Annotated in this window: 24 protein-coding genes and 1 tRNA gene; 21 read left to right on the plus strand and 4 right to left on the minus strand. The window is 34.6% G+C overall.

The features are described 5' to 3' along the window. Positions 1-388 precede the first annotated feature (388 nt). The 4 genes from NEH75_RS02255 to NEH75_RS02270 are packed head-to-tail and all read left to right on the plus strand — an operon-like array spanning position 389 to position 1,944. Positions 389-763: a hypothetical protein gene (locus tag NEH75_RS02255; protein ID WP_055245023.1), complete on the plus strand. Its 375-nt coding sequence runs from the start codon at positions 389-391 to the stop codon at positions 761-763. Between the two features lie 11 nt (positions 764-774). After that, entirely contained in the window at positions 775-1,137 is a 363-nt protein-coding gene (locus NEH75_RS02260; protein WP_055274829.1) for a DUF2089 domain-containing protein, read from the plus strand. A 15-nt stretch (positions 1,138-1,152) separates the two neighbouring features. After that, positions 1,153-1,533 carry a hypothetical protein gene (locus NEH75_RS02265; protein ID WP_055245026.1) on the plus strand — a complete coding sequence of 127 codons (381 nt, stop codon included), beginning with the start codon at positions 1,153-1,155 and terminating at the stop codon, positions 1,531-1,533. 27 nt (positions 1,534-1,560) lie between these two features. Next, positions 1,561-1,944, plus strand: a complete 384-nt coding sequence (locus NEH75_RS02270) for an SHOCT-like domain-containing protein (RefSeq protein WP_055245028.1) — start codon at positions 1,561-1,563, stop codon at positions 1,942-1,944. Between the two features lie 408 nt (positions 1,945-2,352). On the opposite strand, the gene rpmB is transcribed toward NEH75_RS02270, so the two are convergent. Beyond that, positions 2,353-2,544, minus strand: a complete 192-nt coding sequence (rpmB, locus tag NEH75_RS02275; protein ID WP_055245030.1) for a 50S ribosomal protein L28 — start codon at positions 2,542-2,544, stop codon at positions 2,353-2,355. 213 nt (positions 2,545-2,757) lie between these two features. On the opposite strand from rpmB, the gene NEH75_RS02280 reads away from it, so the two are divergent. The 7 genes from NEH75_RS02280 to NEH75_RS02310 all read left to right on the plus strand — a co-directional run bounded on the left by NEH75_RS02280 (position 2,758) and on the right by NEH75_RS02310 (position 9,955). Next, positions 2,758-3,123, plus strand: coding sequence for an Asp23/Gls24 family envelope stress response protein (locus NEH75_RS02280; RefSeq protein WP_055245032.1), 366 nt, complete (start codon positions 2,758-2,760; stop codon positions 3,121-3,123). A 14-nt stretch (positions 3,124-3,137) separates the two neighbouring features. Beyond that, positions 3,138-4,775 (plus strand): DAK2 domain-containing protein, encoded by a 1,638-nt coding sequence (locus NEH75_RS02285; protein WP_055304467.1) that lies wholly within the window; start codon positions 3,138-3,140, stop codon positions 4,773-4,775. Between the two features lie 133 nt (positions 4,776-4,908). Further along, positions 4,909-6,954, plus strand: coding sequence for an ATP-dependent DNA helicase RecG (gene recG / locus NEH75_RS02290; RefSeq protein ID WP_262948476.1), 2,046 nt, complete (start codon positions 4,909-4,911; stop codon positions 6,952-6,954). Between the two features lie 78 nt (positions 6,955-7,032). Continuing rightward, on the plus strand, positions 7,033-8,031 hold the full coding sequence (gene plsX / locus NEH75_RS02295) for a phosphate acyltransferase PlsX (protein ID WP_055245037.1): 999 nt from the start codon (positions 7,033-7,035) through the stop codon (positions 8,029-8,031). A gap of 126 nt (positions 8,032-8,157) precedes the next feature. Further along, on the plus strand, positions 8,158-8,868 hold the full coding sequence (gene rnc, locus NEH75_RS02300) for a ribonuclease III (protein ID WP_055245039.1): 711 nt from the start codon (positions 8,158-8,160) through the stop codon (positions 8,866-8,868). An 84-nt stretch (positions 8,869-8,952) separates the two neighbouring features. Continuing rightward, on the plus strand, positions 8,953-9,726 hold the full coding sequence (locus NEH75_RS02305) for an SDR family NAD(P)-dependent oxidoreductase (protein ID WP_055304465.1): 774 nt from the start codon (positions 8,953-8,955) through the stop codon (positions 9,724-9,726). A gap of 152 nt (positions 9,727-9,878) precedes the next feature. After that, a tRNA-Arg gene (locus NEH75_RS02310) sits at positions 9,879-9,955 on the plus strand. Positions 9,956-10,028: 73 nt separating this feature from the next. Here the strand turns inward: NEH75_RS02310 and NEH75_RS02315 are convergent. Beyond that, a complete protein-coding gene (locus NEH75_RS02315; RefSeq protein ID WP_055304463.1) occupies positions 10,029-10,682 on the minus strand; it encodes a M48 family metallopeptidase in 654 nt (217 codons plus the stop codon). A 477-nt stretch (positions 10,683-11,159) separates the two neighbouring features. On the opposite strand from NEH75_RS02315, the gene NEH75_RS02320 reads away from it, so the two are divergent. Together NEH75_RS02320 and NEH75_RS02325 are read left to right on the plus strand one after the other, a co-directional pair. Continuing rightward, complete coding sequence (locus NEH75_RS02320) at positions 11,160-11,429, plus strand: hypothetical protein (protein WP_055245150.1); 270 nt, start codon at positions 11,160-11,162, stop codon at positions 11,427-11,429. Positions 11,430-11,683: 254 nt separating this feature from the next. Beyond that, entirely contained in the window at positions 11,684-12,268 is a 585-nt protein-coding gene (locus NEH75_RS02325; RefSeq protein ID WP_055245152.1) for a histidine phosphatase family protein, read from the plus strand. Positions 12,269-12,603: 335 nt separating this feature from the next. On the opposite strand, the gene NEH75_RS02330 is transcribed toward NEH75_RS02325, so the two are convergent. Then, positions 12,604-13,692 carry a PRK06851 family protein gene (locus NEH75_RS02330; RefSeq protein WP_055245154.1) on the minus strand — a complete coding sequence of 363 codons (1,089 nt, stop codon included), beginning with the start codon at positions 13,690-13,692 and terminating at the stop codon, positions 12,604-12,606. A gap of 249 nt (positions 13,693-13,941) precedes the next feature. Here NEH75_RS02330 and NEH75_RS02335 point away from each other — a divergent pair, with 249 nt between their 5' ends. Beyond that, positions 13,942-14,835, plus strand: a complete 894-nt coding sequence (locus NEH75_RS02335; protein ID WP_055245156.1) for a DUF368 domain-containing protein — start codon at positions 13,942-13,944, stop codon at positions 14,833-14,835. Between the two features lie 340 nt (positions 14,836-15,175). Here the strand turns inward: NEH75_RS02335 and NEH75_RS02340 are convergent, their stop codons facing one another. Further along, entirely contained in the window at positions 15,176-16,267 is a 1,092-nt protein-coding gene (locus tag NEH75_RS02340) for a GntR family transcriptional regulator (protein ID WP_317452412.1), read from the minus strand. A gap of 864 nt (positions 16,268-17,131) precedes the next feature. On the opposite strand from NEH75_RS02340, the gene NEH75_RS02345 reads away from it, so the two are divergent. The 7 genes from NEH75_RS02345 (at position 17,132) to NEH75_RS02375 (ending at position 25,297) form a co-directional block, all read left to right on the plus strand. Further along, on the plus strand, positions 17,132-18,265 hold the full coding sequence (locus NEH75_RS02345; RefSeq protein ID WP_055274845.1) for an exonuclease SbcCD subunit D: 1,134 nt from the start codon (positions 17,132-17,134) through the stop codon (positions 18,263-18,265). 1 nt (position 18,266) lies between these two features. Next, a complete protein-coding gene (locus tag NEH75_RS02350) occupies positions 18,267-21,386 on the plus strand; it encodes an AAA family ATPase (protein WP_262948477.1) in 3,120 nt (1,039 codons plus the stop codon). 296 nt (positions 21,387-21,682) lie between these two features. After that, positions 21,683-22,384: a DUF969 domain-containing protein gene (locus NEH75_RS02355; protein ID WP_055304458.1), complete on the plus strand. Its 702-nt coding sequence runs from the start codon at positions 21,683-21,685 to the stop codon at positions 22,382-22,384. Next, complete coding sequence (locus NEH75_RS02360) at positions 22,384-23,298, plus strand: DUF979 domain-containing protein (RefSeq protein ID WP_262948478.1); 915 nt, start codon at positions 22,384-22,386, stop codon at positions 23,296-23,298. Before NEH75_RS02355 ends, NEH75_RS02360 begins: the two co-directional genes overlap by 1 nt. Before the next feature lie 26 nt (positions 23,299-23,324). Beyond that, the gene (pcp, locus tag NEH75_RS02365) at positions 23,325-23,969 is read left to right on the plus strand and encodes a pyroglutamyl-peptidase I (RefSeq protein WP_262948479.1); all 645 of its coding nucleotides are present in this window, start codon (positions 23,325-23,327) and stop codon (positions 23,967-23,969) included. Next, positions 23,963-24,391 carry a gamma-glutamylcyclotransferase family protein gene (locus tag NEH75_RS02370; RefSeq protein WP_055304451.1) on the plus strand — a complete coding sequence of 143 codons (429 nt, stop codon included), beginning with the start codon at positions 23,963-23,965 and terminating at the stop codon, positions 24,389-24,391. The genes pcp and NEH75_RS02370 overlap by 7 nt, the downstream gene beginning before the upstream one ends. 264 nt (positions 24,392-24,655) lie before the next feature. Beyond that, entirely contained in the window at positions 24,656-25,297 is a 642-nt protein-coding gene (locus NEH75_RS02375; protein WP_055243779.1) for a YesL family protein, read from the plus strand. Positions 25,298-25,312: the final 15 nt, after the last annotated feature.

A 25,312-nucleotide genomic window follows, 5' to 3' on the forward strand; every position in this document is an offset into this window, starting at 1 on the left:
AGTATCACTACTAGACCACTATCAAACCGTTCATATTTAGAGATAAAATAGAACCGCCGTATACGGAACCGTACGTACGGTGGTGTGAGAGGACGATGATTAAATTAATTAATTATCTCCTACTCGATTATTGTCTTTGTTTTAAGGACGGGGGATATCATATTAAATTAGCTTGAAAATTATTTTGTGCTCATTGAATTAGAATAACGATTGAATGATATAAAACAGTAACAGTTATTTAAAACTAATTATTTTTCAAAAAATATATTGTTTTTTTAAATAATATTAATTTATATATTAATATTATTAATTATGGAGTTGGATTTTTAGATTCGTGGAGTATAATGGTAATGTAGAGACGTAGGAATTGAAAGGAGAGAAGCTTAAAGTGTCATATCTTTATGTTTTAGAGAAAATCGAAGACGGACGTCTGACAGTTCAGCAAGCAATTAAAGAGATTGAAAAAGAATCAAAACGGCGACAAAAGCATCGTGCTAAGAAGATTAAATTATTTATTGTCGATGATGGGAAGAGAATATATTTGCCGGCAGTTTCATTTGGATTGATTAAAAGTTTTTTTAGATTATGTGCTCCTTTTATTAAGTTTGATCAAGAGGCTATTAATGGAAAGTTTAGTAAAGAAGAGATACAGACTATTTTAGTAAACTTAGAAGAAGTGCTGAAGATTATGAAGGAGTATCCACCACTTGAGTTTATTAATGTGAAGTCTAAAAATACGGTTATTAAAATTATGACAAAGTAAGGAGGGTTTAGGTGAAACAGTACGAAGTGTTGGGACATTGTCCTATTTGCTATAAACGACTTTTAGTTACACAATTGACGTGCCAAGGATGTAAAACACAAATTAATGGTCAATACACATTAAATGAATTTTGTTATTTAGATAAGGAACTATTAAATTTTGCCATAGTCTTTATTAAAAATCGTGGGAATATTAAGGAGGTTGAACGTGAACTTGGAATCTCTTATCCAACCGTTAGACGAATGCTTGATCAAACAATTCAAGGATTAGGGTTTACAACAGGACAAGAAACAATCGATAAACAAGATAGTTTATCTCAGCTTGAACGAGGGGATATCACTGTTGAGGAGGCAACTGAGTGCTTAAAACGATAAAGAGGGGGAGTTTATATGGGTGATGAGTTAGGAAAGATTTTAAAAATGATAGAAAGTGGTGTTATTACGTCAGAAGATGGTCAAGCGTTGATCAAGGTGATTGATACAGCACATCGAAAAGTTAATGAGGTGAATCAGGGGATGACGGGACGTTTTTTACACATTAATGTAGACAGCCATGACAAAGAAGAAGAAGTCATTGAAATCAATATTCCTCTTAATCTTGCAAGGTCTGTTTTAAAAATGGGATTTATTCAAAAACAAATTAAGGCGCAGACTAGAACTGGAATTGAACCGGATTTAGATGAGATGATAGATTTGCTTAATCTAGATTCCATTGGTGATTTAATAACTATTGATCGTAATTCAGTAAATGTACGAATCTGGATTGATTAATGATTTTAGCTAGAAAGGATGATTAAAATGAGTGAAGAATTAATACGAGTATTAAAAATGATAGAAAGTGGTGTCATTACATCGGAGGAAGGTCAGAAACTGATTCAAGCTATGCAAAAATCTGAACAAAAAGTGGCCCGAGTAAATTCACACCCGATAGGACGATTCTTAAGATTAGACATATTATCGACGGAAGAGGGAGAAAAAGAAACAGTTCAAATTAATTTTCCATTAAATTTAGCTAAAGCCGTTCTAAAAATGGGAATTGTTCAAAAGCAATTAAATGCTAAAGTCGGTGAAAATGTTAATCTAGATATTGAAGAAATTTTAGCACTGATTGATTCAGAGGTAATGGGAGATCTAATGACGATTGATACGAAAGATGCTAAAATTCGAATTTGGATTGACTAAAGAGAGAAGAGAGAGATGAAGTAATCATCCTTAAAATGAGAAGATAATGAGGAACTTCATCGTTATGCATTAAAAGCTATATACGAATAGGCCCATGAAAAAAATCAAAAAGTGGCCTAAGAAGAAGTAGAAGTTGTAAAAATGTAAATAATTTGTTTAATTGTTTACTTTCTCAACAAGAGAAAATATTTGCTTGCTATCTCTATCTTTCGCTGGTAATTCCGGTATCTCATTGCAGAAGCTGTGCAATGATAAAGGCTTAACAAATTAAAGTTGTATGTTTTTGCACCTAATGAAGTGGCCGGCCATTTGTATAAGTTTTATGTTTGAGTCAATAAAGATTGATATGAAAAATTATTTAATAACATAAAAAAGGTTACCTCCGAAGAGATAACCTTTTTTATGTTATTAATAAACGCGTTCTACTTTTCCTGATTTTAATGCGCGAGCAGAAACGTATACTTTTTTAGGTTTACCGTTAACTAAGATTTTAACTTTTTGAACGTTAGACTTCCAAGTACGTTTTGAAGCGTTCATTGCGTGTGAACGAGCGTTTCCAGTTTTAGTACGACGTCCAGTTACTGTACAAACACGAGCCATTAGTAAAAACCTCCTTACTTCACATTCTTATCTAAGACTCCTATTAATTTATCATACTTTTTGTGGATTAGCAAGTTTTTTTGAAAGAAATGCAGAGAATAGTCATGTTAAGGCAGTTTTACACCTTCTAGATGACATTTTATATTTGTCAATGTGTATAATATATAGTAAAATTGAAAGTAAGAATATAGCGATGAGGGAGGTTTGTCACATATGACAGTCCAAATTAAAAATGAATATGGTCGAATTGACATTTCAAGAGATGCCCTTTCAACAGTCATTGGAAATGCAACAACAGAATGTTATGGTGTTGTCGGGATGGCTTCAAAGAATTTAGTTAAAGATGGTTTAGCTGTTGTTTTAGGAAAAGAAAACTATAGTAAAGGTGTTACACTGCGCGCAGATGAAAATAATAAACTGATTGTAGACTTATATGTAATTGTCGGAATCGGAATTAAAGTTTCAGAAGTATGTTTTGAAATTCAGAAAAAAGTTCAATATGTGATCGAAAAAACTTTCGGAGAACATGTTAAAGAAGTTAATGTGTTTGTACAAGGAGTTAAAGGGTTAGATCGCTAGGAGGAGTATTATTCATGTCGTTGAAACAGATTAATGGTATCGTATTTAAACAAATGGTAATTAATGGAGCTAACAACTTAGCGAACAGATCTAAATATGTAGACCAGCTTAACGTATTCCCTGTTCCAGATGGTGATACAGGGACGAATATGAGTATGACGATGACGGCTGGAGCTAAAGAATTAGTTTCTTTAGAAGAAGCTTCAATTGGAAAAGTTGCAAAAGTTTTATCACGTGGTTTATTAATGGGTGCACGTGGAAACTCAGGTGTTATTTTATCACAATTATTTAGAGGATTTGCAACAGGTCTTGAGGGGAAAGACGAAGCGGATATTGAAGATATTGCTAAAGCCTTAGAAAGTGGAGTTAAAACAGCATACAAAGCTGTTATGAAGCCTATTGAAGGAACAATTTTAACCGTTGCTCGTGAATCTGCTGAAGCAGCTGGTGCAAAATATGAAACAGTTGAAACAATTGTTGATTTATATGATTTAGTAGTAAATGAAATGCAAATTTCATTAAATCGTACACCAGAATTATTACCAGTTTTAAAAGAAGTTGGTGTTGTTGATAGTGGTGGACAAGGATTACTTTATATTTTTGAAGGATTCTTAAAAGCGTTAAAAGGAGAAACAATTGTTTTAGAAGCTCAAACAGAAGCAACAGGAGAATCTGCACAAACAGCTTTATCGAGTGATGAGGTAGAATTTGGATATTGTACAGAGTTTATCATCCGTTTAGATGAAGAACGTACACCATTTAAAGAAGATGTCTTCCGTGGACGTTTAGAGAAATTAGGAAACTCAATTGTTGTGGTACAAGATGAAGATATCGTTAAAGTACATGTTCATACATTAACACCAGGTGATGCGTTAAACTTAGCACAAAAACACGGTGAATTCGTGAAGTTAAAAATTGAAAATATGACGGAACAACATAATGAAATTATTGGTCAAAATGCACCACAATCAGAACCAGCGAAACGTGAACAAGCTGAATATGGAATTATTTCAGTGGTAGCGGGAGAAGGAATTAAGCATTTATTTGAAGAGCAAGGATGCCATTATGTGATTGAAGGTGGACAAACAATGAACCCTTCAACAGAAGACTTCTTAAAAGCTATTGATGAGTTAAATGCTAAAAATATTATTATCTTACCAAACAACAGTAATATCATTATGGCAGCTAATCAAGCCGCTCAAGTAACGGAAGATGTTAATGTCGTTGTTGTCCCATCAAAAACAATCCCACAAGGATACACAGCTTTAATGATGTTTAATGAACATGCATCAGTAGAAGATAATATAGAAGAGATGAATCAGGCGATTACAGAAGTGAAATCTGGACAAGTGACATATGCAGTTCGTGATACACAAATGAACGGTGTAGACATTAAAGAAAACGACTTTATCGGAATTTTAGATAAGGATATTATCGTGTCTGTTCCAGAGCGTTTCGAAAGTGCTTGTGCTTTAGTGGATAAAATGATTGATGAAGATAGTGAAATCGTCACAATCCTATACGGTGAGGGTGTCGATGAAGATGAAGCAGATGAATTAGCTGAATACATCGAAAATAAATACGATGACGTTGAAGTTACAATCTTCGACGGTCAACAACCTGTTTACTCATACATTATCTCAGTAGAATAATTTACAAAAGATGTGAGGTTTCACCTCACATCTTTTTTATGCTTTGAATGCCTAAACTGTTTATGCTAAAATATCAATTAGAGAACACTTGTTCACCAAATCATTTAAAAAATAGTTGAAAGGGCGTGATGAAATGTCACTAGCAAGTATTCCTGTTGAAAAAATAAAAGGGGTAGGTCCTTCGCTGCTTGAAAAATTACATCAATTAAAAATTGTAAGTGTGAAAGATTTACTGGAGTATTTTCCTTATCGTTATGAAAACTTTGAGTTAATTGACATTCATCGCGCCATGCATGAAGAAAAAATTACAGTTGAAGGGAAAGTTATTACAGCTTGCCAAGTTCAATACTATGGAAAAATGAAAGCACGTATGACGTTTAATGTGTTAGTGAATCATGAGGTTGTGAAAGTCGTTGTTTTTAACCGTACTTTCTTAAAAAATCAATTAAAGCTAGATACATTGATTACCGTGACAGGTAAATGGGATCTCGGACGTAAAGTGATTACTGCTACTGATATAAAAATGGGTACAGCAGATGGACGAGGGATTGAACCGGTCTATTCCCTAAAAGAAGTTCCACTTAAAACGTTCAAAAAGATTGTAAAAGAGGCCTATGATCAGTATGCGATGCAATTACGTGATGACCTCCCGCTTCAACTCAGACAACAGTATCGTCTCATTTCTTATGAAGATGCGATATTGTTTTCACACTTTCCGGAAAATAAAGAGCAAGTACGACAAGTTCAACGACGTGTTAAATATGAAGAATTATTAAAATTTCAATTGAAAATCCAATATTTACGTTATCAAACGAAAAGTGAGCGCCAAGGAGCAGAGAAGATTTTTGATGAACACCAAGTTATTGAATTTATGAATCGACTGCCATTTACGCTTACGGATGCTCAGAAAAAAGTATTAGAAGATATTAAACAAGATTTGCGTTCGGGAAGTCGCATGAATCGTTTATTACAAGGGGACGTTGGATCAGGGAAAACAGTCGTCGCGGCGATTAGTTTATTAATGGTTATGCTATCTGGGTATCAGACGGCGTTAATGGTGCCGACAGAGATTTTAGGACAACAGCATTATAAATCACTCTTAGAACTCTTTAAGCCTTATCCGGCGTTTAAAATTGAGTTTTTAAGTAGCTCGGTTAAAGGGAAACGCCGACGAGAAATTTTAGAGCAACTAGCGAGTGGTGAGATTCATTTAATTATCGGAACGCACGCCATTATCCAACAGGATGTCATCTTTAAGCAACTTGGACTTGTTATTACGGATGAACAGCACCGATTTGGGGTTAATCAGCGAAAGATGTTGCGTGAAAAAGGGGACTTTGTTGATGTTTTAATGATGACAGCAACACCTATTCCACGTACACTTGCGATTTCAGCATTTGGAGATATGGAGGTCTCGATTATTAACCAATTGCCACAAGGTCGTAAACCGGTGGAAACGTTCTTGATCGATAGCTCCAAACTCGATCGTGCACTTGGATTTATTCAAGAAACGATTTTAGATCAAGGGCAACAAGCTTACGTTATTACGCCACTCATTGAAGAATCGGAAGCGATGGACGTTCAAAATGCCGTTGAAGTGTATCATTTATGGCAACATCATTTTGAGGGGAAAGCAAAAGTTGGATTAATGCATGGACGTTTATCACAAGCTGAAAAAGATGCCGTCATGGAAGATTTTGTCGCGAATCGTTCGCAAATTTTAATCTCGACAACGGTGATTGAAGTTGGGGTAAACGTTCCAAATGCGAACTTAATGTTGATTTATGATGCACACCGATTTGGACTTTCACAGCTTCATCAGTTAAGAGGGCGTGTCGGTCGTGGAAGTCAGCAAGCTTATTGTTTACTCATGAGTGATATTAAAAATGAGCAGAGTTTAGAGCGTTTAAAAATTATGACAGGAACAACCGATGGATTTGAAATTGCAGAGGCGGATTTAAAACTTCGTGGACCAGGGGATTTCTTTGGTGAAAAACAATCAGGTGCGCCAGTCTTTAAAATGGCAGATCTCGTTGAAGACTATAAAATTCTAGAAGTTGCGATGCAGGATGCTTATCATCTTGTGAGTTCAGATGAGTTCCATCATAATAATGAATTCTTAGGACTTCGTGATTATATTCAAGAGACTGTTGCCAATGAAATGCACCAATTTGATTAAAATAGTATTCTTTCTGTTATAAAATAGTTTATAATGGTAATTAGTGAAATAAAATAGAAGAGATAGGTGAACAAATACATGATTAAAATCGGATTAGATGCCATGGGTGGCGATTTTGCGCCAGAACAAACTGTCTTAGGTGCCTATGCTGCTGTTGAAAAATTTGATGATATTGAAATTAGCTTATATGGAATTGAATCAGAAATTCAAAAGTTTATGAAAGAACCACATGACCGTATTAAAATTGTTCATTGTGAGCAAGTCATTCCGATGGACGTTAAAGATCCTGCGATGGCGATTCGTAAATTTAAAGATTCATCAATGGTTCGTGCGTGTAAAGATGCGAAAACAGGTGATATTGATGCCGTCGTTTCAGCTGGAGCAACAGGAGCATTAATTGCAGCGGGAACATTAGTCGTTAAACGTTTAAAAGAAGTCGAGCGTCCAGCTTTAGCACCAGTGATGCCAACGATCAAAGAAAATAAATATACTATTTTATGTGATGCGGGAGCAACAAGTGACGCCAAACCTCAATATTTATATCAAAATGCTAAAATCGCTTCTATTTATGCACGTGAAGTGATGAATATTGAAAATCCTACAGTTGCGCTTTTAAATATTGGAACTGAAGATGGAAAAGGAACTGACTTACAAAAAGAAGCATTCGCCTTAATCGCAGCGGATCCAACGATCAACTTTGTTGGGAATATGGAAGGGAAAACGATGATTGCAGGTGAAGTGGATATCATTGTAGCAGATGGCTATTCTGGAAACATCGCTTTAAAATCAGTAGAGGGAACGTCTAAATCGTTATTATCATTAATTAAAGAAGAATTAATGTCATCCACTCGAGGTAAAATTGGAGCTTTATTATTAAAGCCAGCGTTTGCCCGTATTAAAAAGCGTATGGATGCATCAGAAGTTGGTGGTGGAATTTTATTAGGAGTTTCAGCGCCAGTTATTAAAGCACATGGATCATCAGATTCAATTGCGTTAATGAATGCGATTCGTCAGGCACGCGAAACGGTATCTAAAGATGTCGTAGCAAAAATTAGTCAGGCATTAAAAGCAGAGTAATGAGTGAATGATTTCGGCGAAAATATCATCTATTTTCGTCGAAACACGTCGTCTTAGCTTGAATCACTTGTGAAATAACAGGAAAAGGGTTATAATTATTTGGTCTTTGAATGGAGGTGAAAACACATGGCGTATTTAGATCAATTAACGGAGTTTTTAAAAGAAAATAAGATCCCATTTAAACAACTTGACCGTTATTGTCAAGCATTTACACATTCATCATACGTCAATGAACATCGTCACCTAAAAATTGAGGATAATGAACGTCTTGAATATTTAGGAGATGCAGTCTTAGAGTTGACGGTATCGAATTACTTATTTAATTTAAAACCTGCGTTATCTGAAGGGGAAATGACTAAAATTCGTGCCCAATTAGTCTGTGAGCCGTCTCTAGAGTCTTACGCGCGTAATTTAAATTTAGGAAAGCTAATGTTGCTTGGTCGTGGTGAAGAAAATTCAGGTGGACGTGAACGTCCAACTGTCTTAGCGGATGCATTTGAAGCATTTATCGGTGCGATGTATCTTGATTTAGGAATGGATACCGTGTATTCATTTGTTCATACGATTATCCATAAAGCTTATCAAAAAGGTGAAGTCACACAAGTCTTTGATTATAAAAGTACCTTGCAAGAACTTGTACAGGCTGACTCTAAAAAGGCAATCGAATATCGTATTGTCTCTGAAACAGGTCCAGCCCATAATCGTTCATTCGAGGCGATCGTTTTATTAGATGGCATCACATTAGGTCGTGGAATCGGTAAAACAAAGAAAGAGGCTGAACAACAGGCAGCTAAGGGAGCTATCGAAATTTTAGCAAAATCATGTGAGAAAAAATAATCTCATGAAGGAAGAATGCAAAACTCTATTTGTTTAAAATATGGTTTTGCTTTCTTCTTTTTCTTTTATAAGGAGGAGGCGACTATGTCTTATTTCATTGTAACGGGTGCTTCATCAGGAATTGGAGAAGCAATGTGTGATGTTTTAGCTCAACAAGGACATGATCTTATCATTGTAGCTAGACGAGTAGATCGACTTAAACAAATAAAAGCAAAGATTGAATCTAACTATCTACGCGAGGTCATCATAATGCCAGCTGATTTATCTGATCTTAGCAGTTTAAAACAGTTGCATGAAAATTGTCAAAGTTATCACGTTGTAGGATTAATTAATAATGCGGGTTATGGCTTATATGGTGAATTTTTAAATCTTGATATTGAAGATGAATTTAATATGATTGATTTAAATATTAAAAGTGTTCATTATTTAAGTAAGCTGTTTTTAAAAGACTTTGTCCGTCAAGATGAAGGATATCTATTGAATGTCGCCTCGACTGCTGCGTTTCAATCAGGTCCATTAATGGCAACCTATTATGCGAGTAAGGGATATGTCTTGCAGTTAACAGAAGCGATTGCAAAAGAACTAGAAGCAAAACAATCAAAGGTTGTAGTGAGTGTGCTTTGTCCAGGACCAGTTGATACAGAGTTTCAACAAAAAGCAGACATTAAAGTAGCAAAGTCAATATTAAAAGTTCCAACGGCAAAAGAAGTCGCAGAGTATGCGTATCAAGAGTTGATGAAAGGACAGACTTTAATTGTTCCAGGTCTTTCTAACCGAGTGTTACTCTTCTTCAATCGCTTCATTCCAAGAAAGCTAGGATGTCAAATTGTCTATAACACACAACTAAAGAAAAAATAAAAAATCGTCATTTCGACGATTTTTTTCATTAAGATTATTAGAATTTAGGTATGGAATAAGCTTAAGTTTTTAATAGTGATAAAAATCAAAAGGAATATATTGTAAAATGAAAAAAGTTATGTTAAACTTAAATAGTCGCAAATATTAAATTAGCGCTTGTAGCTCAATTGGATAGAGCATCTGACTTCGGATCAGAGGGTTGTGGGTTCGACTCCTGCCAGGCGCGCCATTTTGATTTTTATAGCCCATGGCTATATCATAGATAAAAAGCACTTTAGAGTATTCTAAAGTGCTTTTTACATTTAGATGGTCATAACACCACCGAATTTTTCAAGGTAAGCTTGGTGTTGTTTATAATTAGGGTCATACATTCCTACTTTACGCCAGAATGAACGGTCATGATTCATATGGTGAATGTGACAAAGCTCATGAATGACGACGTAATCAATGACGTTGGTTGGAGCCATTGAAAGCTTGTAATTAAACGTTAAATCTTTGTTTGAATTACAAGTTCCCCATGTGCGAGGGGAGTCAACAACGGTAATTGATTTAGCTTTGACGCCAATGATTTTTTCGAAATGAGTGACACGTTTCTTTACATACTGTTTTGTCTTTTTCGTATATAATTTCTTCAGTTGGGATTGAATTTCGACTTCTGTTTCAGGAATTTCATCTAGTAATTTATGAAGTGGGAATCCTTTTCCTAAATATAAAAATAATTCTTCATTATCATATGATTTTTGATTTGAAATATATTTTCGATTGTTTAATTTTTCTTGAAGATTTAATAAAAACTTTGATTGAGATTTCATATAGGTCATAATTTCATCTTCACTTGTTTTAGTCGGAACTTTTAATGTCAGATATCCTTCTGGGCTGACATCTAAGTTTATTTTTGAACGTTTTGAAAATTGAACCTCAAAATAAATTGGCACCTCATTAATAATAATTTGCATCTTATTACTCCATTACTCTTTAATCTTTTGTTTTATTATAACACAAATGAAAAAAAGATGACCGTTTATTCAAACTTCTTAACATTCGTGAGTAAAAAATTCATTGCTTTTATTTAGACGCTTAAGAAGATAGATCAACGTCATGTAATAACATCTGATTAAGGAAGGGCTATATTGTTTGTATGGGGACGATTAAATATTGATGTGGGGAATGCAATTGCTAAAAAAATAAGTATTCTTTTAAATGTGAAAATAGTAGTCGTTTTTATAGATATTTCCTGGGAAAATGTCGAGTGTTTTGGATAAGTGAGTATGGTGATTCATGTGCTTTAAAAAAGTAAGTGCATAGCTTAATTTTTTTGCATATTTCATTCATCTAAGCATACAGTTTAATGTGACGCAGGGCATTCTGCCAATACGAAAATGATAGTCGCATCAGATGTATTTTAAATTGTATAAGCAAAGGGAGAGAGAAATATGTGGAAAGATACTAACAATGGTTCTGTTAAACAATTCGAAACTAGACAAAAAGAGGTAGTCACAGTAGAAATTAAAAAGAAAGAAGGCGTTGCAGTCGTTGTACGTCCAAATTATGAACAGGTCATTGCAGGAATGCGTGATAACCAGGTGAAAATTTGGAATGATTTATTATTTGATCCTGTGAGTTATCATCAAATTAAAACTAAAATGGAGGCGTTATTGGTTAAAAAAGAAGCTAAAGGCAACGATAAGTCAAAGCGCCGCTAATTAAATACAAAGGCTCTGTTTTAGAAGCGTGTTGATATTTCTTTAAAACATACTAATTTACTTACATCATTGTTCGATAACTACAAGATATATAGTAGTTAATATCAATGGTTTTAAACCTCAACATTTATTTAAAACACAACCTAAAAAAGATAAAACTTTTTATTTCTCCTATTACAATCAAATCCTAAGATAGAAACGCTTTACATAAGTTGTGTAAAACTGTTAAAATAAGTATAAAACGGGGAATAAACATGAAGAAAACATTTTATTTAATGAGACATGGGCAAACACTGTTCAATGTTCGTCGAAAAATTCAGGGGGCTTGTGATTCACCTCTAACAGAGCAAGGAATCATTCAAGCAAAAGAAGCGGGAGAGCGATTAAAGGGAATTAACTTTGACCATTTCTACAGTTCAACAGCTGAACGAGCATCTGACACCTTAGAATTAGTCGTTGGTGAGTCCATTACTTATCAACGTCTAAAAGGATTAAAAGAAATGAATTTCGGAACCTTTGAAGGTGAAAGCGAAGACTTAAATCCAAAAACGCCAGAGGGATATAAAGACTTTTTCGTTCCTTATGGGGGAGAATCTCAAGAAGAAGTGAAACAACGAATGAAAGAAACTTGCCTTGGGATTATGGAAAAAGACGATCATCAAATCGTCTTAGCCGTTTCACATGCGGGAGCTTGTTTTCATTTCATGAGAAACTGGATAACTGAAGAGGAAGCAAAACAAGCGATGATGAATGGTGCTTTTTCGAATTGTGCCATTTGTAAGTACGAATATGAAAATAAACAATTCAACCTGATTGAAATAATTCGCCAAGAAAAATAAAAATGTATAATCTTGTAAAAAGTTTGGTAAAAGTGAGTGACGAGGAAGATAAATTGAGGTATGATAAGCACCTGAATATAGGATCATGGTTCATATAGGTACTCAATTTTTAAAGGTTGTCTAAACCAATGATTTACCCCAGTATCAATACCCTTAACAAACTATTTTTACCTATACTGTTAAACTAAGAACGATTTAAATAAAAACCTAATCCATTTAAATCATAGGTTGTGTTTTAGAAGAGTGTAGTTAATATTAATCACTTTAACTATCAACATTTATTTAAAACACAGCCAATACAAAAGAGGTGTATCCAAATTGATACACCTCTTTTTCTATTTGATTAAGTCATAAATTTCAGATTTAATTTGTTCATAAATCCCTTCAATAATTTGAAAGTTCATGGCTTTAATATAAATTTCTTCTAATACATCATGGAGTTTTTTTGCTTCGCCTAAAGCAGTTGTTCCTTTTTTTATAGTTGCTTTATATAAACTGGCGATTTCAGCTAATCGATCGGCATTAGCTTCATCGGTACCTGGAGTAATTAACGCTTCATACGTATCAATCACTTCATCTGTTTCAAGACTTGGAAAGTATTCATGAGGAGCCGTTGAATCGAAGAAGCAGATGTTTAGTTGAGGGATTAAAACCATATCTAATGATTCAGGGTCGAATGAACAGTGATAAATTTCAGTATCATACCCTAATGTTTCACTTTTTTTAGCTAATTCTTTTAAAAGTGTTGATTTCCCTGTTCCAGGACGACCTTTAATGAAATAACGTTTTAAATCATGTGTTAAGTCTTCAATGTAATCCACTGAACCAGTAGGAGTTGATGCACCAAAGAATCGATGTTTAACAGTTGGAGTATGGTCAATTGAAGGATATTTTAATAAGGTTTCGCAAATAACGTATCTAAATTGAGGAGCTAGGTTAAAATCCATCTCATCAATATAAATTTTTTCCCATGCATCATGAATTTTTAATGCATGAGCATATTCTGAATAAAGTCGTTCATAACAGGCACTAATTTCATGTTTTAATGAAAGAATCTCATCTTTATAAGGGGAAAGTTTTTCTTTATCCCAAGCGATCCCTAAGTTGACGTATTGCTCAATTGCACCAGGAGCCGTTGGCTCAATCACATGTGGCGCTGTCCCATCAACAATTCCAACTTTTAAAGCAGGAATTAAAACACCATCTAATGAACTTGGATCAGATGAACAATAAATAAACTCAATATCGTAACCTAAATCATAGAAGTCAGCGCCAATTTCTTTCATCAACGTTGATTTTCCAGTTCCAGGCCCTCCTTTTAAAATATATAAACGTTCAAGCCCTTGAAGATTTGACTCAAAATAATTACAAAATCCACGGGAACTATTTGCACAAGCAAAATACCCTTTAATAGTTGCTGTCATTCAGATGCCTCCCTTAAGCTCACAATACATTATCCATTATTATCTTATGGGACAGTGCCTAAAAGGTGAATAATATCTTAAATTTTGTCTCAGGATGTAAGTGTTTTAACAATGGTTCTTGGATTGAAGTCTTTTTAAGATTATGTTAGAATTAATTTTGGAAAAGATTATCTTCTGTATACATAAAGTGGATAATATTAAAAGTAGAAATAACGGATGAAAATATTAGAATAGGTAAAGGTGAAAAACATGTTTATTGTTAATTTAATTCGTGGTTTTTTTATGGCCTTAGCAGATAGTGTGCCAGGTGTATCAGGAGGAACGATTGCATTTATTTTAGGATTTTATGATGAATTTATTGGATCATTAAATACACTTGTTTCAAAAAATAGCAAAGAGGAAAAAATTCAAGCATTACAGTTCTTGTTAAAAATTGGAGTTGGATGGGCTATTGGGATGATTACATCCGTTTTATTCTTAGCTTCAATCTTTGAAGAGCATATCTATAGTATTAGCTCTGTCTTCATTGGATTTATTATCTTTTCAATTCCATTAATTATTAAAGCGGAGAAAGAGACAATTAAAAATAAATATCTAAATATTGTTTGGACCATTACAGGGATTTTAGTGGTCGTAGCCATTACGGTCTTTAATCCAGTAGCGGGTGGCACAGGGTTTGAAGTTTCGTTAAGTCAGTTAAATATTGGATTGATTTTATATGTATTTATTGCTGGAATGATTGCCATCTCAGCTATGGTTTTACCAGGAATTTCAGGATCAACTTTATTGTTAATTTTCGGATTATATACAACGATTATTAGCTCAATCAAAGAAGTGTTAACGTTTAATTTTTCGTATTTACCTATTTTAATTGTATTTGGATTAGGAGTTATGATCGGGATTTTATCAACGATTAAAATTATTCGCCATTTCTTAGAAACAGCACGCCCTCAAATGATTTATTTAATTTTAGGATTAATGATAGGATCATTATATGCTGTTTTTATGGGACCAACGACATTAGAAGTTCCACAACCTCCAATGTCACTTAGTACCTTCAATATTATCTTCTTCATTATTGGAGGGGCCGTTATTATTGGATTAGAACAGTTCAGTAAAGTTATTGAAAAAAAACATAAATAATTGAGAAATAGCTGATGATTGTCAGCTATTTTTTAATAGCGTGTGATAAACATTTCCTTAATGAAGTAAGGCAAATTTCTATATTATAGTAGTGTTTTATTTTTATAAGTTGTATTGATAAACAAATTAAGTATAGTTACTCTTTGAAAAGAAACTAAATTTTTTTAGAGATAGGAGATAAGGGATTAGTACTTTTAACTGAAAGGTTGAAAGTCTTCCTTTGCTTTGTATTAAATGAGTGGGTAATGATTACACTTTTTTAAGTTACCTAAGATAAAAGAAGACTTTTGATTAAAGTAGAATAATAAAAAGAACTCGCTTCAAACGAGTTCTTTTTCATTTATAGTTTTTTTACCGATTGTCGTACAATTAGCTCCGGTTCATAAACATATTTAATCTCATAATCAGGATTTTCAATCATCATTAAAATAGATTCGGCTGCTAATCGTCCAAGCTCTTTTCCTGGATGAGTCACACTCGTTAAAGAGATCGTCCCGATTTGACTTAAGCTCGAGTTATCAAAGCTCACAAGCGATAAATCCTCAGGAACTGATAATTCGCTATTTGATAACAATTGCATTAACTTCATTGCAATTTGATCGTTGTAACAAACAATCGCCGTTGATTGATCTAATTTTTTTAGTAGAGTAGGAAGATTTTCGATTGAGAATTGTTGTTCTGCATTTTCAGTTGAATACCAGATAATCGTTGATTCATCCACGGATAAGTTTTGATCATACATTTCAGTTAAAAATCCTTTATAGCGAAGATTCCCTTGTATGTCATCATATTTGAAGATTCCAGTAATCTTTTGGTGTCCCTGCTCAATTAAATAGCGTGTGGCTAAGCGGCCCCCTTTTTCGTCATCGACGACAACGAAATTACAGTTTAGTGACGAATAGTAGTTGTTAATGAAAACAACTGGAATCCCACGATCAGCAAACTGACGATAAATATCAAGATTTGGATTTGGTAAAGCAGATTTTGTACCTTCAACTATTAAACCATCAATATCTGATTTTAAGAGTGATAATAATTGTTCTCGCTCATTATTAATCCTATTTCTTGTTAAGCGTAACGTCGTATTATAACCATTACTCGATAAAACTTTCTCCACCCCAGAGATGATTGCAGGAAAAATATAATCATCTAGATTCGTTGTCACCAATCCAATATTTTTAGAAATTGTTTTAGCTTCAGAGAAAATCTGACTAACATAAGTCCCGCTTCCTTGTTTTTTAAGAATTAATCCTTCTTTTTCAAGAACAGAAATGGCTTGGCGAGCAGTTTGACGACTAATTGAGAACTTTTCACACAATTGATTCTCACTGATTAACTTTTCTCCCGCTTTAAAGGTATGATTATAAATATTTTGTTTAATCCACTCTGCAACGGCTAAGTATTTAGGTAAGTTTTGATTAAGAATAAATATCGCCCCTTATCAAGTCATTTTTGTTTTTAAAAAAAGTTGTCTGTTAATAGTATATATTTTTTTTACAGAGTTAAGCAATGATTTTGAAGTAATTAAATGAGCTTGTATCATCCTTGAAGAATTGATAGTACAACTTGATTTGAAATGAGTGATTATGTCAATAATCCATAAAAAAAACGATATATAAACAAATAAGTAGTCTACCTCTCAAGTAGCAAGTAAAAAATACTGATATGTTGTACCTATCGAGACAGCCTATCGTCCAGGGGTCACCTAGCAGTTTCACTTGTGAAACAATCCACCATTGCTAGGGAATGGGTTCCCTAGCATTTTGGAAGAAAATGTATCATTCACTGATAGGGCTTGGGTCACCTAGCGATTTCTGAAAGAAATCTATTCCTCCATTACTAGGGCTTGGGTCACCTAGCGATTTCTGAAAGAAGTCTATTCTTCCATTACTAGGGCTTTAAATTTTCTCTGAAGAAAGTTTATCTGGACTTATATAGTAGCTGTCAAAATATAACCTGTGTTACTTTAAATAAAAATCACAAGACAGCAGGAGTGTGAAATCTTGAGGAAGACATAATTAGTTAATATAACATCTTCATAAGGGCCATTAGTCATCAATCGTAGTCGAATATCCAAAGTCATAGGATGAGTTTTATATCTTTATCACTAGATGGGATACCAGGTTGTGTTTAAATTCGGATAAAAAAATTGTCAATTGACGATTTTTTTGTATGTATTTCCTTGGTAATAAAGTAAGAAACTTGTCGATAGTTTGGAACCTAATTTCATTGACGGTTCTTGTAAAAAAAGCTTATAATGAGAACAAATATTCGCTTTTTTGAGGAGGAAATTGGTTTGAGGTTTTTACATTTAGGAGATTTACATTTTGGTAAAATTGTTAATTCATTTTCAATGATTGAGGATCAACAGTATGTGTTAGAGCAGGTAAAAGAGTATGTTAAAAAGTATAAACCAGATGCTGTTTTGTTAGCAGGAGATATTTATGATCGAAGTGTTCCACCTGCGCGTGCGGTTTCATTGTATAGCCAGTTTTTAAGAGATGTATTAATGGAGTTAAAGACGCCAGTTTTGGCGGTCGCAGGTAATCATGATGGGGCGGATTTAATCAGTTTTGGTCATGAATTATTTGAAGCTGCTCATTATTATGTAGCGGGGCGTTATACGAAAGAGATGAAAAAAGTAGTTCTACAGGATGAGCATGGACCTGTGAATGTTTATTTACTTCCCTTTGCTGATTACGCGGTTGTACGTGAAGCGCATCAAGATGAAACCATTAAATCACTCGATGAGGCAATGAGGGTCACACTTGAATCTAACCCGATTAATAAGGAAGAGCGTAACGTGTTAGTGACGCATGCGTTTGTTGTTGGTGGAGAGGACCCACAAGAATCAGACTCAGAGAAAAAATTAGTGGTTGGGGGAAAAGAGTCTGTTTCTGCTACACATTTTGAGCCTTTTGATTACGTCGCCCTCGGACATTTACATCGAACACAAAAAGTTGGCAGTGATAAAATTCGTTATAGCGGTTCGTTACTCAAGTATTCATTCTCAGAAGAAAATTATCAAAAATCGGTCACGATGATTGATTTAAGTGGAACAGGAGAGCTAACGTGTGAACTTTTACCGTTAACGCCAAGACGTGATTTAAGAACATTAACAGGACAGTTAGATGATTTGTTGAATCAACCAGGTAGCGAGGATTATTTACGTGTCATCTTAACGGATAAAGGCGAATTATTAGAACCGATGGCAAAGCTACGTCAAGTGTATCCGAATGTGATGATTCTTGATCTGCTTGAAAATAATAGAGACTTTAAAGGAAGCGGATTAACAAAGCAAGCTCGTGAACAAAAAACACCTGAGCAATTGTTTGCTGATTTTTATGAACATCACAAGGGAGAAACTATCCATGAAGAAGGAGCTCAGCTCATTACACAATTAATTCAACAATTGAGAGGGGAGTGTTAACATGAAGCCATTGTCATTAAAGATTACGGCTTTTGGGCCTTATGCGAAGCAAACGACGTTGAATTTTAAGGAAGATTTAGACGGGCAAGATATTTTTGTTGTGACAGGACCAACGGGTGCAGGTAAAACAACGATTTTTGATGCCATTTGTTATGCGCTTTATGGTGAAACGAGTGGAGGTAGTCGTACAGGAAAAGAGCTCCGCAGTGATTTTGCAAAGGATAGTGAGTTAAAAACTGAGGTTGAGTTTAGTTTTAGAGTGAAGGATAAAACGTATCAGATTACACGCGCCCCCCAGCAACTTCAAAAGAAAAAGCGTGGGGATGGATTTAGAGAGGTTCCTGCAACAGTGGAGTTACTAGAGGTAGGAAGTGAGCAGGCGCCAATAACGAAGGATGGTGAGGTAAAAGAGCAAATTCAACAAATCATTGGATTGAAAGTTGAGCAATTTCGTAAGATTGTGATGATTCCACAAGGAGATTTTAAAGAATTTTTGCTTGCGAATACAACGAATAAAGAAGAGATCTTACGTAAGATTTTTGGAACTGATTTTTATAAAACGATTCAGGAACAGCTAACTCAACAGGCCAATGCACTGAAGCTAGAGGTGGCAGATACACAAAAGTCAATTCAGGCAGAGTTAAAGCTCATTAAAACGGATGAAGAACATGTGATTGAGCTAGAACAGCCATTAACGAACGTATTAGCAATAGCTAAAGATCAGCAAGCCGTTTGGAAAGCATCGGCGAATACGTTAACTGAGATGTCAAATCGCTTAGATGAAATGATACAAGAGCATCGCACTCATCATGAAGCGGGAATGAGATTGAATGAGAAGTTTATGCAATATGAACAAGTGATTCAGACACTAGAACAATTAAATCATTATCAAGCCTCGATTTCAGAACGAGAAAAACAGATACAAGAGGCAAAATCTGCACAAGGTCTCATTAATTTAGAGAATGAGTGTCTGAAATATCAAGTCCTGAAACAGGAGACAGCAACGAAACAAGAGCAGTTAACTCAATCATTAAAAGACTGTGAAACAGAGTTTATTTTAGTAGAAAAGTGCTACACTGCCATTGAATCATTAAGACAGGAAATTGCTAGTTTAATTCAGTCAAAAAGTAATCTTTCACGTTATATCGAAGGGGTCACTCAGTTAGAACAAAAACAGCAGTTACTTGAAAGTCTTAAAAAAAGTGGGCAAACATTAAAGACAGAACTTGAAGTTCAAGAAGGACGTTTAGTAAAGCTACGTCAAGAAGTTTCACAATTGGAGCAATTGACATTGCAATTAGCGACTTTTAAAGATCAACAATATACGTTAAATTTGAAACAGTTGAAATTAAATGAAGATTTTGAATATGTTCAGTCACTGGTTAATCGACTCCATTCGTATGAAAAAACAACGAATTTGATTGAAACACAGCAGATTTATTATCAGCAATTGATGAGTGACGCTACGACTCAGCGTCACGCTTATGAACATCAAGCTGAGTTGTTCATTAATGCAGCCGCCATACGATTAGCGAATGAATTAAAGGTGGGTCAAGCTTGTCCGGTCTGTGGGTCTTTAGACCATCCAAATCCACGTCGTAGTGATGAGAAGATTTTGTCGAAAAACGAGCTTGATCAGTTTCGCTTTGACGTAGAATCATTAGAAAATAAAGTGCGTCAAGTCCAACAGGAGCTAACAGTGTTACAGACTACCCAATCAGAAGAGCAACGCTCATTAAATGAATTGGTTCAAACATTACAAGGACGACATGTCGTTTCATCTGATTTCAGATTAAATCAAGAAGTGGCTGATCAGTTAAGTGAGGCGTTAAGAAAAGAGACTCATGAATTAGTACAATTAATTGAAAAAGTTCATTTAGACGTTCAAAGATTAGAGAATGAGATTCAACGATTGACACAATTGAAGCTTGAGATTGAACCATTAGAGCAGCAGATTGATCAAAAGCAAGGTGTACTTCAAGAGCAACGGGACCGTTATAAAGCTGAACAGCGTTCAAAAAAAGATTTAGAGGAAAGTATCCCAGAAAACTACCGTTCATTAGAGGTATTAAATCAAATGATGAGTGAGGTCGAATTGAGAAAAGTTGAACTGGAACAAAATATTTCTTCAAGTGAAGCAGATTATCAACGAGTCACGACACAAATCGCTGGTTTAAAAGCGGCTATTGAAGAGGTTAATCAACAATTAGCTTATTATATTGAACAGTTTGAGCAATCTAACGAGGCCTTTTTTGAACAAATTCAAACTTATTTTGAATCAGTTGAACGTTATGAAGAGGCAAAACAGTGGATTGAATTATTAGCTCAACTTGAGCAACAGGTTCAAAATTATTATCAAGAGCTTCATACGGCAACGAAGATGCAAGAAATGCTTCAAGAAGAGTTAAAAGGTAAAGATCGTGTCGATTTAAGTGTCTTGGAAGAAATGATGGCTGAACTTGATCGTCGAAAAGCTGAAATAACGAAAGATCGTGCGACATTAATGGCGAACCTTGAACAAAATGAGATGATTCTAAACTCTGTCACCAAAAAATATCAAACGATTCAAAAACGAGAACAAGAGTATGCGATTGTTGGTGAGTTAGACTCATTAGCCAATGGACGTAGTGGTGGAAAGATGTCTTTTGAAACATATGTGTTATCCAGCTACTTTGATGAGGTATTAGCGGCAGCTAATGCAAGACTTCAGAAGATGACCTCACGACGTTACTATTTACTTCGTCGTGAAGAGGTTAAAGGTGTAGGGCGTAAAGGATTAGATTTAGATGTTTACGATAGTCATACATGCAACAATCGTCCCGTCAATACATTATCAGGTGGTGAGAGTTTTAAAGCTTCGTTAGCACTTGCATTAGGGCTTTCAGATACAGTGCAACAAAATTCTGGAGGAATTCAATTAGATACGATGTTTATTGATGAAGGATTTGGAACGCTTGATTCGGAGTCGCTTGATCAAGCAATTGATATTTTAATGGAGTTACAGGATCATGGTCGATTAATTGGTGTAATTTCACATGTGAATGAATTAAAAGAAAGAATTCCAGCTAAATTAGTTGTTGAAACGGATGGTGCAGGAAGTCAGGCTTATTTTAGAAAATAGTACAGAGAAGTTAAGTTTTATCAAACTTAGAGGATACAAAAGAACTTAATCAAAGAAAAACCTGAGAAAATCTATCACTTTAGTGTTGGTTTCTCAGGTTTTTCTTTTACAATATTTTAGATATCAAATTAAGAATACGGTTCTTAGTGTCGTTTATAGACAAAATAGCTGTTAGAGATAATGATTTGTATTATTTTTATAGAAAAATCGATCTCATTCCATAAAATGGATGTCGAAAAGTGTCAAAATTGTGTTATAATTTTTTTAAGACAAAGAAAATCAAAGGAGGAAATGATGTGTTAAGTTTAATCGGTGTTTTTATTATCATTATTGGGTTCATCTTAAAAATCGACACACTGGCCATCGTTGTGGTAGCAGGGATTGCCACAGGGTTTGTTGGAGGATTAGATTTTAATGAAATTTTAACAAAGTTAGGGGAAGCTTTCGTTGCTAATCGTTATATGACGTTATTTGTTATTACGTTACCGGTTATCGGATTAATGGAGCGTTATGGTTTGAAAGAACGTGCAGCTTGGTTAATTAGTCAATTAAAAAGTGCAAAAGCGGATGGTGTTCTTTCGATTTACTTAGTGTTCCGTTTATTAATGGCAGCGTTAAGTATTCGTATGTCAGGCCATGTTCAATTTGGTCGTCCATTAGTTTTACCAATGGCTGAAGGAGCAGCTCGCGCTAATTATAAAGAGTTAAATGAAAAAGATTCTGAAACCATTAAAGGGTTAACAGCAGCAGCTGAAAACTATGGGAACTTTTTTGGACAAACCTTATTTATTGGTGCTCCTGGAGTAATGTTAATTGTCGGAACTTTAAATGAATTAGGTTATACGGTTGATTCAAAGCAAGGACCAACAACAATTGCGTTGTATACGTTACCAATTGCAGTGATTGCCTTAATTCTTGGGGTTATTCAGTTTAAATTGAACGAGAAAAAAATGCAACGCGCACATGGTGTGAGCAGTAAGAAAGGAGGAAATAACTAATGACGAATGTACTTTTATTTGTTATTTATGCGATTATTGGATTAATTTGTGTTTCCTTAGCTGTCTCAGCTTTACGTACTAAAGGACAACAAGCACGTGTTGGAACGGCTCTATTTTGGTCGCTTTTAGGGATTATCTTTATTTTAGGTGATTATATTCCAGCTAATATTGTTGGAGTTTTAATTATTGTAATGGCCATCTTATCAGCTACAAAACAGGTTAAACTAGTTAGCTTCAACACAACGACAGAAGAGTTCAAAAAAGAATCAGCAGCTAAGATTGGAAATAAATTGTTTATTCCAGCGTTAGTCTTAGCGATTTTAGCATTCGTGATTGCCCAGTTTACAAACTTAGGATCGTACAATGCCATTGGATTAAGTGGGATTGGAGCGTTAATTGTCATCTTATTGATTTCAAAATCAAGTATTGGGGAAGCTAATTCTGAGACGACTCGCTTATTAAGTCAAGTTGGACCAACAGCGATTTTACCTCAAATCTTAGCCGCTCTTGGAACTTTATTTACGATTGCTGGTGTCGGTGATGTGATTGCTGGTGGAGTAAGTCAAGTGATTCCTACCGGGAACATTTGGTTAGGGGTAACAGCGTACTGTGTTGGTATGGCGTTATTTACAGCAGTTATGGGAAATGCCTTTGCAGCCTTCTCAGTTATTACAGCAGGAATTGGAGTTCCATTTGTCTTTGCATTAGGAGCCAATCCATTAATTGCAAGTGCCCTTGCTTTAACCGCAGGATTCTGTGGGACATTATTAACGCCAATGGCGGCAAACTTCAATATCGTTCCCGCTTCAATTTTAGATATTAAAAATCAATACGGTGTCATTAAAGCGCAAGCTCCATTTGCGGTTATCATGTTAATTATTCATATTATTTTAATGCGTTTTTTAGCATTTTAATTTGTTGATTTGAGGAGGAATTGTAGATGAAAAAGATTTTAGTCACTGGATTTGATCCATTTGGTGGAGAAGCCATTAACCCAGCAACAGAATCTGTCAAACAATTACCAGATGAAATTTTAGGGGTACAAATTTTAAAACGTGAAATTCCAACAGTTTTCGATCGTAGTATTGAGGTGTTATACGGAATTTTAAAAGAAGAGCAACCAGATGTTGTGATTTGTGTGGGACAAGCAGGTGGACGCCCCAACATTACTGTTGAGCGTATTGCGATTAACCAAGATGATGCTCGTATTCCTGATAACGATGGAAAACAACCGATCGATCGTACGATTTTTGAAGAAGGACCAGCGGCATACTTCTCGACGTTACCAATCAAAGCAATGGTACGTGATATGAAAGAAGCAGGAGTTCCAGCTGCTGTTTCAAATACAGCGGGAACATTCGTTTGTAATCACATCATGTATGGAGCTTTACATTATGCGGCTTTACATCAACCTAACTTAAAAGCTGGATTCGTTCATATTCCATATTTACCAATGCAAACAGTCGATAAACCAACGATGCCATCGATGTCACGTGATGAAATTGTTAAAGGGTTAACGACGTTAATTAAAACAGCTATTCAAGTCGAAGAAGATGTTAAAGAAACAGGAGGAGCTGTATGCTAACACATCAAGAAAATGAGTTACCTATTTTCGTTTATGGAACATTGATGTTGGGAGAGCGCAACTATATTGAGATTTTACACGAAAACTTAGAACATCATGAATCTGCTAGTGTAAAAGGCGAGTTGTATTATTATCGGAAGGAAGATTATCCTGCATTAGCGGATGGAATTCATACGGTACAGGGACAATTATTCTATGTTAAAAATTTAGATAAGGTTCTTCAACCACTCGATGTGATTGAAGGGTATATTGCTCCTAATCATCCAGAAAATATGTATGATCGTAAAATTCTTGATGTTAAAACTGCTAGTGGGGAAATTAAAAAAGCCTATGCTTACGTGATTAATCCACGATTAATAGAACTTGAACCTAACGAGTTTAGCTTAATGGAGACTCGTTGTTGGAAAACATTTAAAGGTTAATCAAAAGAAAACAGGTCCAAAGTTTTGGACCTGTTTTCTTTTTGCTGATTGTAGAGTAATCATCTCTTGACGATATAAGTGAAAATACAAAAACAAAATGAAGTTGAAATTAGAGAGTATTGCCTTCTTTTAAATCATATGATGAAGTTATCATAAAAAGCACAAAAATTGCAACAATTTGTGAAGAAAAAATTACCTATAAATGGTATAATAACGATTAAAAAGATGTTGAGATAGTTGACTGATTTTAGGGGGGATTTTAAAATGGAAAAACAGTATGATGATAATTTATTTTTTAAATTGATTTACACATTAAGTGATATGGCAATTCTATCTATTTTATGGCTTATTGGGTGTTTGCCTATCCTAACAATTGGCGCATCGACAACTGCGTTACTTTATGTGGCTGGTAAAAAAGTAGGTGGAAAAGAGCCTAAGATAGTTTCTGATTTTATCAAAAGTTATAAAGAAAACTTTGTTCAATCACTTTGGATTACACTTGTCTTAGGAATTTTGTGGTTTAGTAGTCTCACTTATTTTATGATGGGGCTTTCCTCATTAAAAGATGGCTTTAATCTGTCATTGATTATCATGATTTTAGTTGCTTTTGAGGTCATTATGATTAGTATTTATATGTGTGCTTTATTAGCAAAGTATGAATTAAAGACATTCACAATTATTAAAAATTCATTTTTATTTACACATGCTTATTTTTTAGAATCTATTAAAGCCTTTGGAGTGATTGTGAGCATGTTATTCTGCTTATTGATGGTACCAGGTCTTGTGATTATTTTACCAGGAGCTATCGCTTTAATTGCAAGCTATTTTGTTCGCCAATCTATTCTTAAGTTCCTTGAGCGTCAAGAAATTTTAAAAGAATTAAATGAAGAAGGATTAGATTTTTAGAAGACCAAAATTTTT

Origin of the sequence: Turicibacter sp. T129, from assembly GCF_025594975.1 — a bacterium.
GTDB classification, from domain to species: domain Bacteria; phylum Bacillota_I; class Bacilli_A; order MOL361; family Turicibacteraceae; genus Turicibacter; species Turicibacter bilis.